Origin of the sequence: Streptomyces sp. NPDC048643 (assembly GCF_040650615.1) — a bacterium.
In the GTDB taxonomy this organism is placed as follows: Bacteria; Actinomycetota; Actinomycetes; order Streptomycetales; family Streptomycetaceae; genus Streptomyces.
Genome location: NZ_JBEZHO010000092.1, coordinates 1 through 13,237 on the forward strand (window position 1 = coordinate 1; position 13,237 = coordinate 13,237).

5 protein-coding genes are annotated in these 13,237 nt (G+C 67.3%); all 5 read left to right on the plus strand.

Annotated features, from left to right (window positions below; translation table 11 throughout):
* Window positions 1–215 (plus strand): hypothetical protein (locus AB0C62_RS41530; protein ID WP_362982406.1); only part of this gene is annotated, 215 nt, incomplete at its 5' end.
* Between the two features lie 53 nt (window positions 216–268).
* A complete protein-coding gene (locus AB0C62_RS41535) occupies window positions 269–1,606 on the plus strand; it encodes a PLP-dependent aminotransferase family protein (protein WP_362982407.1) in 1,338 nt (445 codons plus the stop codon).
* 16 nt (window positions 1,607–1,622) lie between these two features.
* Entirely contained in the window at window positions 1,623–2,864 is a 1,242-nt protein-coding gene (locus AB0C62_RS41540; protein ID WP_362982409.1) for a cytochrome P450, read from the plus strand.
* A gap of 165 nt (window positions 2,865–3,029) precedes the next feature.
* Window positions 3,030–4,016 carry a hypothetical protein gene (locus AB0C62_RS41545; protein WP_362982411.1) on the plus strand — a complete coding sequence of 329 codons (987 nt, stop codon included), beginning with the start codon at window positions 3,030–3,032 and terminating at the stop codon, window positions 4,014–4,016.
* Between the two features lie 135 nt (window positions 4,017–4,151).
* On the plus strand, window positions 4,152–13,237 hold a 9,086-nt coding region (locus AB0C62_RS41550; protein ID WP_362982413.1), incomplete at its 3' end, for an amino acid adenylation domain-containing protein.

Below are 13,237 nucleotides of genomic sequence, written 5' to 3' on the forward strand. Positions count from 1 at the left end.
CCATCAGCCTGCGCACCCCCTTCATCACAGGCGGCCTCCTCATGGTCCTCGTCGCCCTCATCAGCCTCCCCGCACTCAGCAACCGCGCCATCCAAGAAGCCACCGACGAAACAACCCAAGAACCCACCCCCACACACACCACACAAGACTCCACCACCGACACCACACAGGACACCACCGCCGACACCACAACGAAGCAAGGCGCATCGAAGTAGCCACAGAACCACCGTTCCTCCGAGGCAAGCGAGGTTGCATGAACGAGAGTGGAGTGGAACTCCTGACCGCCGATCTGAGCACGGATCGACTGCATGCAGCGCTCCAGGATCCGGCGCTCGCCTCCATGAACTTCCTGAACGAAGTGGCCGGCCGTTTCCCGGAGGCCATTTCACTCGCTGCCGGACGGCCCAGTGAAGAATTCTTCGATGTCGACGATCTTCCTCGATATCTGCGGGTCTTCTGCGATTACCTGACGGCCGAGACGGGTGCGGACGCGGACGGCATACGCCGCACCCTCTTTCAGTACGGTCGGACCAAGGGCATCATTCACGAGCTGCTCGCCCGTAATCTCCGCTGTGACGAGGGCATCGACGTCGACCCGGAGTCGATCGTCGTCACGGTCGGCTGCCAGGAGGCGATGTTCCTGGTGCTCCGGGCGCTTCGCATGGACGAGCGTGACGTCGTGCTGACGGTGTCGCCGGGCTACGTCGGAATGGCCGGTGCCGCGAGGCTGGTGGACATGCCCCTCTGGCCGGTGCGGGAGGACGAGAACGGCGTCGACCTCGACCACCTGGTCGAGCAGATCGAGGCGGCTCGCGCCGCGGGGAAGCGGCCACGGGCCTTCTATCTCGTCCCGGACTTCGCCAATCCCTCCGGCGCGAGCCTCGACCTGGAGGCCCGGCAGAAATTGCTCGCCATCGCGGCGGAGCACGATCTGCTGATTCTCGAGGACAATCCGTACGGTCTGTTCCAGGCCGATGACGGTGAGCGCCTGCCCACGCTCAAGGCCCTCGACACTTCGCGGCGGGTCATCTATCTCGGCTCGCTCGCCAAGACCTGCTTTCCCGGCGCCAGGGTCGGCTTCGTGGTGGCAGATCAGCGCGTGGCCGGTGCCGATGGAGGCTCCACGCTGTTCGCGGACGAGCTGTCCAAGATCAAAAGCATGCTCACCGTCAACACCTCGCCCCTGGCCCAGGCCATTGCGGGAGGCAAGCTGCTGGAGCATGACTGCAGTCTGGTCAAGGCGAACACCCGAGAGACACAGCTCTACAGCCGGAACCTGCGGCTGCTGCTGGACGGGATGAGCCGACGGTTCCCCCGGGGCGGAAATCACCAGGTCTCATGGAATACGCCCGGCGGTGGATTCTTCGTGGTCGTCACTGTTCCGTTTACTGCCGATGACACCGCACTGGAATACGGGGCCGGCAAGTACGGCGTCCTGTGGACACCCATGAGCCATTTCTACGACGGGCGTGGCGGCGAGAATCAGCTACGACTGTCGGTGAGTGTGGTGTCGCCGGATGAGATGGAAGCGGGACTGGATCGACTGGCGATGCTGATCGCCGACCTTTCCGGCAAGGAAAACCTACGCAGTAGTCACCTATTCTGAAGGCCAGGAGATTTCCATGCCGAACAAAGGTATACCCGCCGACGATCTCAGCAGGGTGGACCTCACGGACCCGAACACCTTCCTGCACACCGACATGGACGATTTCTGGCGGCGGGTTCGGGCCGAACAGCCCGTGTATCTGCACCCGGCCACGGACCGGGGCTCCCCGTTCTGGGTGGTATCCCGCCACGCGGACGTCATGGCCGTGCTGCAGGACTCCGAGCGATTCAGCTCGCAGCCCGGGAACATGATGTCGTCGCTGCACAAGCCCGGAGGGGACCCGGCGGCCGGCAAGATCCTGGCGCTCACCGACGCGCCGCGCCACAACGCCATGCGGACGATCCTGCTGAAGGCCTTCAGTCCCCGGATCCGCAAAGGGGTGACGGACAAACTGCAGCAGCGGGTCGACCAGATCCTCGGCCGCGGCGTCGGCACCGGGACCTTCGACTTCGCCAAGGAGGTCGCGGAAGTGGTCCCCATGGGGACGATCTGCGATCTGCTGGGCTTCCCGTCGACGGACCACAAGTATGTGCTCGACCTGAGCCGGGATGCGGTCAGCGCGGACGACGAGGGGCAGACCGAAGAGGACGTCTGGCTCTCCCGCAACGAACTCCTCATCTATTCCCAGGAGATCATCGAGGCCCGCCGCGAGGACCCGCAGGACGACCTGATCAGCGCGATGGCCACCTGCCGCATCAACGGTGAGCCGATGACCGACGACGAAGTGGTCGTCAACTGCTACGGGTTCATCCTCGCGGGAGACCACACCAGTCGCCTGGCCATGGTCGGCGCCCTGCTCGCCTTCTCCCAGCACCCCGATCAGTGGCGGGCGTTGAAGGAGGGCCACGTTTCGATAGCCGGCGCGGTCGAGGAGATCGTGCGCTGGACGACGCCGGCGATGCACATCGGTCGTACCGCGACGGCCGACGTCACCATCGGCGGCCGGACGATCCGCGAAGGTGACCACGTCATCCTCTGGATCACTTCCGCGAACCGCGACGAAAGTGTCTTCTCGGACCCGGACAGTTTCGACCTGGCCAGGACTCCCAACAAGCACCTGGGCTTCGGTTTCGGGCCCCACTTCTGCTTCGGGTCATACCTCGGGCGAGCCGAAATCGCCGCCGTACTGAAGACCCTCGTCAGCAGGGTGGAACGGATCGAGCTCACGGGTGACCCCAAAGCGCTCTACTCGACGTTCCTCCGCGGATACAGCAGCCTACCGGTCTCCCTCGTTCCCAGCCGATCCACTGCGGAATAGCGCGCTTCGTTTCCTCGCGTGCCGGCTCACGCATATTCAGTTCGACTCGAAGGAGTTCACGAAGTGATTGAGGTTGACATACAGGCTCAATATGCGGATGTCCCACCCCTCCACCTGTTGAAAGCGGAGCAGCTTCCCGCATCGAGAGGCGCCATCACAGCCACGATGAACCAGCGCACCGCGGACGCCTTGCGGACCGTCATCGACATAACGCCACAGGACACCGACCGACGCGCATGGGCCGCGGTCGATGCCGCCCTGGCCTGCCTGGCCTCACCGGCCGCTGCCACCCGGTACACCGATGCGGAGCGAAAGTCCCTGCCGGAGGACCTCTACGAGGAACATGACCTGTTCTTCGGCGCGATCAGGGTCGGCGGGAATTCGGTGGAGACGTTCACCTACACCATGCTCGAATCCCTCCGCAGCCAGCTCGGTGATGCCCTGTCGGCCGGAATCACGCTCAGCAGCGGTGAACGAGCCGAACTGCGTGAGGCATTCTGGACGACTTTCCACATGCTGTGGCGTATCGGAGTGGCCGGCACGCCGTTCGAGAACGCAGCCCGCGCTCACACGCAGGGCACGGGCACGAGTGCCGGCGAGGTGAAGGGCGGTCCCCTGATTCGCTGGCGTCTCGGTCACCAGGTGTTCTTCGCGCTCATCCAGGCGCTGATCGTCTCGGTCGGCTGTCTTGAGGAATGCCTCAGGGACGATCCGGATGACGTCGACAGCGCCTGCCGACTGCTCGAGGACGCCACGACACTGATGATCGGGTCCGGCGCTTCGCTGCGGTACGCCGGCGACTTCACACGCACGCACTACGCGGATTCGGTACGTCCCGCGATGATGCCACCGCATATCAATGCCAAGTTCAGCGGTCTCCAGTTGCGCGATCACCGGATACTGCTCAAGTTGCTCCATCGGGTCAAGCCACTGGTCGTGTCGCCCGCTCCAGCCGTCGACAAGTCCTACAGGCTGCTGCTCGATGCGATGTCGACCGCCTATGACGCACACATCTCGGTCTGCTCGAGGTTCGGCGGCGATCGCGAATCGAGCCTCCGCACGCCCGGCTCCGCGGTTCCCGCGGTGGAGGTTCTCCAGCGATTCCGCGACCGGCGGCTGGGCTCCGCCACGCCGGATCGACCGGTGAAGTAGTTCGGTAATCCTTGCCGCGTGCCTTCACGGGCATCGCAGTGTCCCCTTCCGCGCCGATCTGTGCTGCCGTGGTCCCCGCACTGCCGAGTAGCTGCGAATTCGTGCGATCTCAACACCGAAAGAGAGTAATTGGCAATGCATACTGCAGATGCTGTTGATTCTGTTGAGGGTGCGTCGTTCGAGTCGCACGTGGCGCTGGTCGGCGAATCGGTGCAGGCGGTTTTTGCGGCTCAGGCGCTGCGGTCCCCGGGCGCGGTGGCGGTGCGGTGTGCTGGACGGGAGCTGAGCTACCGGGAGTTGGACGAGCGGGCGAATCAACTCGCCCATCGACTGCTGGATTTGGGCGTTGGTGCGGAGGCGCCGGTCGCGGTGCTGATGGAGCGCTCGGTGGACCTGGTGGTCGCCCTGCTCGCCGTACTGAAGGCCGGAGCGTTCTACCTGCCGCTGCACAGCGGCTATCCGCTGGAGCGGATGCAGTGGATCGTGGACGAGACGTCCGCGCCGGTACTCCTGACCGACCGGGCCATGCGTGACCGTGGTCTGCCCCGGGGCACGGCCCTGGTGGTGGTGGACGAAGACGTGCGGCTGGCCGGGTTCCCGGTCGGTGACCCAGGGGTTCGGAGCCGGCCCGAGCAGCTCGCCTACGTGATGTACACGTCGGGCTCGACGGGGCGTCCCAAGGGGGTGGCGGTCACCCACCGCGACATCCTCGACCTGGTCGTGGACAGCATGTTCGAGCCGGGTGCGCACGAGCGGGTCCTGATGGTCATTCCGTATGCGTTCGATCCCTCGATCTATGGCTTGTGGGTGCCGCTGCTGCACGGTGGGCGGACGGTCATCACGCCGGAGGGCGATCTGAGTGTGGCGACGCTGGCCCGGCTGATCACCGAGGAGAAGATCACCGCCCTGGACGTCTCCGCAGGTCTGTTCCAGGTGATGGCGGAGGAGGATCCGGGCTGCTTCGCGGGTGCGCGTGAGGTGATCACGGGTGGTGACGTGGTCTCCCCCACCGCCGTGCGGCGGGTGCTGGACCACTGCCCGGACATCGTCGTGCGCAGCGCGTACGGCCCCACCGAGACCACGTTGTACGCAACGCAGCATCCGTGGACGGGCGGTGGCGAGCTGCCGGCGCCGCTGCCGATCGGGCGTCCGCTGGACGACATGCGCGCCTATGTCCTCGACGAGGCCCTGTCGCCGGCCCCGGCGGGAGTGGCCGGCGAACTCTACCTGGCGGGTGCGGGGTTGGCCCGGGGCTACTTCGGTCGCCCGGACCTGACGGCGGAGCGGTTCGTGGTCGACCCCTTCGGCCCGGCCGGCAGCCGCATGTACCGCACCGGCGATCTCGCCCGCTGCTCCGACGAGGGCGTGCTGGAGTTCCTGGGCCGGGCCGACGACCAGGTCAAGATCCGCGGCTTCCGCATCGAACTCGGCGAGATCGAGACGGTGTTGAGCCGTGCTCCGGGGGTGTCGCAGGTCGCGGTCATAGCGCGCGAGGACCAGCCGGGCGACAAGCGCCTCGTGGCCTACGTGGTCGCCGAGCCGGGCCGCAGCGAGGGGGTGGACGTCGAGACCCTGAGCGCACGGGTGGCGGATCAGCTGCCGGCCTACATGGTGCCCTCGGCGTTCGTGGTGCTCGGCCGGCTCCCGCTGACCACCAACGGAAAGCTGGACCGGCGGTCCCTGCCCGCGCCCGACCTGCCGACGAAGGCCGGAGCCGGACGCGGTCCGCGGACCCCACGCGAAGAGATCCTGTGCGGGCTGTTCGCCGAGATCCTCGGCGTGCCCGCGGTCGGCATCGACGACGACTTCTTCGCACTCGGCGGACACTCCCTCCTCGCCACCCGCCTGGCCAGCCGCATTCGTTCGGTCCTGGGGGCCGAGCTGGTCGTGCGGAACGTGTTCGAGGCCCCCACGGTCGCCGCACTGGCCGACCGGGTCGCGGAAGCAGGGGTGGCCAGGCCCGCGTTGACCGCGATGGCACGCCCGGAGCGGATCCCGCTGTCACCGGCACAGAGCCGGCTGTGGTTCCTCGACAAGCTCGAAGAGACGAGTGCCACCTACAACCTTCCCCTTGCCGTGCGTCTTTCGGGGCAACTGGACCGGGCCGCGCTGCGGGCCGCGCTCGAGGACGTGGTGGACCGGCACGAGAGCCTGCGCACCGTCTTTCCCGAGGACGCTCAGGGTGTTCCGTTCCAGCAGATCCTGCCGGCGATGCGGGCGATGCAGGACTTCGAAGTGGTGGAGACCGACGAGACCGCGTTGCCCAAGCAGATCTCGGCTCTTGCCGGGGAGCGTTTCGATCTGGCGGTGAACCCGCCGGTCCGATTCCGTCTGTTCGCCCTGTCGGAGACCGAACACGTCCTGTTCCTGCTGACGCATCACATCGCGTCCGACGGATGGTCGCTGGCTCCGCTGACCCGCGACATCAGCCTTGCCTATGCGGCACGGTACGCGGGGACGCAGCCGTCGTGGTCGGCGTTGCCGGTGCAGTACGCGGACTACACGTTGTGGCAGCGTGAGCTGCTCGGCGCGAAGGAGAACCCCGACTCCCTGGTCAGTGAACAACTGGCCTTCTGGACAAGGGCGTTGGAGGGAATCCCGGACCAGCTCGAACTGCCCTTGGACCATCCCCGGCCGAAGGTGGCCAGCCATCGCGGCGACACCGTCTCCTTCGAGCTGGACGCGGAGCTGCACCAGCGCCTGATCAGCCTGAGCCGTACCCAACAGGCCAGTCTGTTCATGGTGGTGCAGGCCGCCTTCGCCGCGCTGCTCTCCCGCCTGGGCGCGGGGAACGACATTCCGGTAGGCACCCCCGTCGCCAACCGGACCGACGAGGCGATGGGCGACCTGGTCGGATTCTTCGTGAACACCCTGGTGATCAGGACCGACACCACGGGCGATCCCTCCTTCCAGCAACTACTGGCTCGGGTACGAGAGGTGTCCCTGGAGGCTCTCGCCCACCAGGACGTCCCCTTCGAGCTCTTGGTGAACGAACTCAACCCGGAGCGCTCCACCGCCCAACACCCCCTCTTCCAGGTACTGCTGGCCATGCAGAACAACGCGTCCGTGCGCCTGGACCTTCCGGACCTCACCGCGGACGTGAGTCTCGGTGACACTGAGGTCGCCAAGTTCGACCTCACCCTTGAACTCTTCGAGCAGCACGCGGGGGACGGCGTCCCCGACGGGATCAGCGGACGGTTGGGGTTCGCCCTCGATCTGTTCACCGCGGACACCGCACAACGGATCGCAGCCCGCTTCACGAGGCTGCTCGCCGCGGTCGCGGTGGACCCGGACCTCTCTCTGAGCCGCATCGACCTCCTCTCCCCCGAGGAGCATCGACAGCTGGTCGTCGAGTGCAACGACACGACGGTGCCCTACGCCGACAACACCACCCTGCATCAGATGGTCCAGGAGCAGGCGGCCCGAACGCCGGACGCGCCGGCGGTGCTCTGCGGCGCGGAGGAGCTGACCTACAGCCAGCTCAACGCACGGGCCAACCAGCTCGCCCACCACCTGATCGCCCGGGGGGTGCGCCCGGAGCAACTGGTTCCGATCTGTGTCGAACGGGGCTTCGACGCGGTCGTCGCCGTCCTGGGCGTACTGAAGGCAGGCGCTGTCTATGTGCCGCTCAACCATGAGTTCCCGGTGCATCAGCTGGAGTTCATGGTCACGGACGTCAATGCTCCGCTGGTCGTCACCCATGCCCGCCTCCAGGATCGGCTGGGGGACACCTCCGCGGAGCGACTGCTGATCGACCAGGACTGGCACGAGATCGCCACCCGGGCGGACACGGACCCCGGTGTGCCGACCGGACCCGAGAGCCTGGCCCACGTGATCTTCACCTCCGGCTCCACCGGCACCCCCAAGGGCGTCATGATCGAGCACCGCTCGCTCTGCCGGATAGTCGACAGCGACCTGTTCGCCGGCCTCGGGCCCGGCGACGTCGTGGCCCAGCCCTCCAACTTCTCCTGGGACGCCTTCACCTTCGAATGCTGGCCCGCGCTGACGTCCGGAGCCGCCATGGCGGTCATGGACAAGGAGGTTCTCCTCGACGCTGCCACGCTCAAGGCCGCTCTCCGTCACTCCAAGGTGACCATGATGTGGCTGACGGCCCCCCTCCTGCGCCAGCACCTGCAGGACTGCCCCGACCTCCTCACCGGAGTGACGTCCGTCTTCTACGGCGGCGAGGCGATCGACCGGCCGGTGGTGGACGCGCTGGTGGACGGGCCCTGGGCACCCGAGCGGCTCATCCACGGGTACGGGCCCAGCGAGGCCACGGTCTTCACCACGAGCTACAGGGTGGACCGGAACATCCCCCGGAACGGGCAGATCCCCATCGGCCGGCCGGTGGCGAACACGGAGGTGTTCGTCATGGACGAGAACGGTGTTCTGGTGCCCCCGGGCGTTCCTGGCGAACTGTGGGTCGGCGGCCCCGGACTGGCCCGGGGCTACTGGAACCGCCCGGAACTCACCGCGGAGCGCTTCATCAGGCACCCGTTCTCGGACGATCCTCAGGCACGGGTGTACCGCAGTGGTGATGTGGTGCGGTGGCGGGCGGACGGCCAGTTGGAGTTCGTGGGCCGGGTCGATGACCAGGTGAAGATCCGCGGGCTGCGGGTCGAGCTGGGTGGGATCGAGTCGGTGCTGGGTCGTTTCCCGGGCCTGGCGGAGGTCGCGGTCGTGGTGCGGGAGGAGCGGCCGGGCGACAAGCGCCTGGTCGCCTACGTGGTCGCCGAAGCCGGGACCGAGGGGGTGGACGCCGACGCCCTGCGTTCCCATGTGGGCGAGTTGTTGCCGGAGTTCATGGTCCCTTCGGCGTTCGTGGTGCTGGACCGTCTGCCGTTGACCACCAATGGCAAGGTGGATCGGCGGGCTCTGCCGGCGCCGGTCCACGAAGTGACGGCGGTGGGCGGGCGGGGCCCGCGGACTGTGCAGGAGGAGATCCTGTGCGGGCTGTTCGCCGAGATCCTCGGCGTGCCCGCGGTCGGCATCGACGACGACTTCTTCGCACTCGGCGGACACTCCCTCCTCGCCACCCGCCTGGCCGGCCGCATACGTTCGGTTTTGGGCGTCGAGCTGGTCGTGCGGACCGTGTTCGAGGCCCCCACGGTCGCCACCCTCGCCGACCGGGTGGCGGAAGCAGGCGTGGCCAGGCCCGCGTTGACCGCGATGGCACGCCCGGAGCGGATCCCGCTGTCACCGGCACAGAACCGACTGTGGTTCCTCGACAAGCTCGAAGAGACGAGTACCACCTACAACGTTCCGGTGGCGTTCCGGATCGTCGGAGAGCTGAACGCGGATGTGTTCGAGCAGGCGCTGGGCGATGTCGTCGCGCGGCACGAGAGCCTGCGGACCGTGTTCCAGGAGATGGACGGGAGCCCGGTCCAGGTGATCCTGGACAAGGACGCCGCCGGCGTGAAGCTGCACCACGTCAGCTGTGGCGCGGACGAGTTGGACGCCGTGCTGCGGGAGGCCGGTCAGTACCCGTTCGACCTGTCGGCCGAGTTTCCGCTGCGGGCGACGTTGTTCACCGTCGATACGGATGAGCACGTACTGCTGCTGCTCATGCACCACATCGCCAGTGATGGTGCCTCGATGGGGCCGCTGGGGCGCGATCTGGAGATCGCGTTCCGGGCCCGGCTCCAGGGGCTCGAGCCGTCGTGGCCGGCCTTGCCGGTGCAGTACGCGGACTACACCCTGTGGCAGCGTGAGCTCCTCGGTGCGGACGAGGACCCCGACTCCCTGGTGAGCGAGCAGCTGGCCTTCTGGACACGGGCGTTGGAAGGAATCCCGGACCAGCTCGAACTGCCCCTCGACCGCCCCCGGCCGAAGGCGGCCAGCTATCGCGGCGAGTCGGCCTTCTTCGAACTGGACGCGGAACTGCACCGCGGGATAGCCGATCTGGCCCATTCGACGGGCGCCACCACGTTCATGGTGGCGCAGGCAGCGTTGGCGGTGGCCCTGACGAAGACGGGTGCGGGGACGGACATCCCGATCGGGACCCCGATCGCGGGACGCGCCGACGAAGCACTGGACGACCTCGTCGGCTTCTTCGTCAACACCCTGGTCCTGCGAACGGACACGTCGGGGAATCCGACGTTTCTGGAATTGCTGGAGCAGGTCCGGGAGACCGACCTCGCCGCGTACTCCCACCAGGATGTGCCGTTCGATCGGCTGGTCGAGGCGGTCAACCCCCAGCGCTCGCTGGCCCGTCACCCGCTGTTCCAGGTCTTGCTCAATGTTCAGACCGGCGATGGCCATGCCCTGGATCTGCCCGGCCTGACAGTCCAGGAGATCGTCGGGGAACAGCAGACAGCGAAATTCGACATGTCGCTGAACTTCCTCATGAAGGACACCGACCAAGGTCTTCCAGCACCTGTGCGGGCGTATGTCACGTACGCCGCGGAGCTTTTTGACCGGGCGACCATAGAGCGCCTGTTCACCCGCCTCGTACGCGTCCTCGAATCTGTGGTGGCTGATCCGGCACAGACGATCAGCCGAATCGACGTGATCGAGACGCACGAGCGCGCGCGGTTGTTGGAGTTGTCGGCCGGTGCGGAGTCCGGCGAGGGGCTCGGGACGGGTTCGGTGCAGGCCGCTTTCGCCGCTCAGGCGCTGCGGTCCCCGGATGGGGTGGCGGTGCGGTGTGCTGGACGGGAATTGACCTACCGGGAGTTGGACGAGCGGGCAAATCAACTCGCCCACCGACTGGTGGATTTGGGCGTGGGCCTGGAGGCGCCGGTCGCGGTGCTGATGGAGCGCTCGGTGGACCTGGTGGTCGCCCTGCTCGCCGTGCTGAAGGCCGGAGCGTTCTATCTGCCGCTGCACAGTGGTTATCCGCTGGAGCGGATGCAGTGGATCGTGGACGAGACGTCCGCGCCGGTACTGCTGACCGACCGGGCGATGCGTGACCGTGGCGTGCCTGCCGCCCGTATGACTGTGGTGGTGGACGAGGATGCGGAGCTGGCCGGTCTGCCGGTCGGTGACCCGGGCGTCGAGAGCCGGCCCGAGCAGCTCGCCTACGTGATGTACACATCCGGCTCGACCGGGCGTCCCAAGGGCGTGGCCGTCACCCACCGCGACATCCTCGACCTCGTCGTCGACGGCATGTTCGGGGCGGGCGCGCACGAGCGGGTCCTGCTGCTGGCCTCGTACGCCTTCGACCCGTCCACCTACGCCTTCTGGGTACCCCTGCTGCACGGCGGACGCACCGTCATCACCCCGGAAGGCGAACTCGGTGTCGCCGAACTCGCCCGGCTGATCACCGAGGAGGAGATCACCGGCCTGGACATCACAGCCGGACTCTTCCGCGTCATGGCCGAAGAAGACCCGGGCTGCTTCGCCAACGTACGCGAGGTGATCACCGGCGGTGACCTGATCTCCCCCACCGCCGTACGCCGAGTCCTCGAACACTGCCCCGACACCGTCGTGCGCTGCGCCTACGGCCCCACCGAAACCACCCTGTTCGCCACCCAATCCCCCTGGACCACCACTGACGAGGTGCCGGCGCCCATACCCGTCGGACGTCCACTGGACGGCATGCGCGCCTACATCCTGGACAGCAACCTGCAGCCCGTTCCGGCAGGAGTCACCGGGGAGTTGTACCTGGCGGGCGCGGGGTTGGCCCGGGGCTACTACGGTCGTCCCGACCTGACAGCGGAGCGGTTCATCGCCGATCCCCTCGGTCCTGCCGGCAGCCGCATGTACCGCACCGGCGACCTCGCCCGCTGGTCCCGCGAAGGCCTGCTGGAATTCGTCGGCCGCGTCGACGACCAGGTCAAGATCCGCGGCTACCGCATCGAACTCGGCGAGATAGAAGCCGTACTGGGCCGCTACGCCGGGCTGGCGCAGGTCGCGGTCGTGGCTCGTGAGGACCAGCCGGGCGACAAGCGCCTCGTGGGCTACGTGGTGGCCGAGGCCGGGAACGACACCCCGGACGTCGAGGCCCTGCGCGTGCATGCGGCGGGTCTGCTGCCGGAGTACATGGTTCCCTCCGCGTTCGTGGTGCTCGACCGGCTCCCGCTGACCACCAACAGCAAGGTCGACCAACGCGCCCTGCCGGCACCCGACCTCCCCGCCGCCGGAGCGGGGCGCGGTCCGCGGACCCCGCGGGAGGAGATCCTCTGCGCGCTGTTCGCCGAGGTCCTGGGGGTGGCAACGGTCGGCATCGACGACAACTTCTTCGCACTCGGCGGACACTCCCTCCTCGCGTCTCGCCTGGTCAGCCGCATACGAACCACCCTGAACGTCGAACTCCCCGTGACCGCCCTCTTCGAAACCCCCACCATCGCCACCCTCACCGCCCAGATCGAGGAGGCGGGTTCGGCCAGGCCCGCGTTGACGGCGGCGGAGCGTCCGACGCGGATCCCGCTGTCACCGGCGCAGAACCGGCTGTGGTTCCTGAACAAGCTGGAAGGTGCGAATGCCACGTACAACGTCCCGGTGGCGTTCCGGATCACCGGAGACCTCGACGCGGACGTCCTCGAACAGGCGTTGAACGATGTGGTGGTACGGCACGAGAGCCTGCGGACGGTCTTCCAGGAGTTCGACGGAAGCTCGGCCCAAGTTGTGCTGGGAACGGATGCCGTCAAGGTGACGCTGCACCAAGTCGGCTGTGCTGCCGACGAGATGCACGAGCTGTTGCGCGACGCGGGACAGTACGCGTTCGACCTGGCCGCCGAACTGCCGCTCCGCACGACGCTGTTCACCTTCGGCCCCGACGAGCACGTCCTGCTGCTGCTCGTGCACCACATCGCGAGCGACGGCACCTCGATGGGGCCGCTCGGACGTGATCTGGAGACCGCGTTCCGCGCCCGGCTCCAGGGCCGGGCACCGGCGTGGTCCGCGCTCCCCGTGCAGTACGCCGACTACACCCTGTGGCTGCACGAGCTGCTCGGCGCGGAGGACGACCCCGACTCCCTGGTGAGTGAGCAACTGGCTTTCTGGAAGGGCGCTTTGGACGGGCTTCCCGACCAGCTGGAGCTGCCCTTCGACCGTCCTCGGCCGAAGGTGGCGGACTACCGCGGCGACACCGTTCCGATCCGGATCGACGCCGAACTGCACCGCGCGCTGCTCGACCTGGCCCAGGAGACCGACACCACCCTGTTCATGGTCCTCCAAGCCGCACTCGCCACCCTCCTGACCCGACTCGGCGCAGGCTCGGACATCCCTCTCGGCACCCCCGTCGCGGGACGCACCGACGAAGCACTCGACGACCTCGT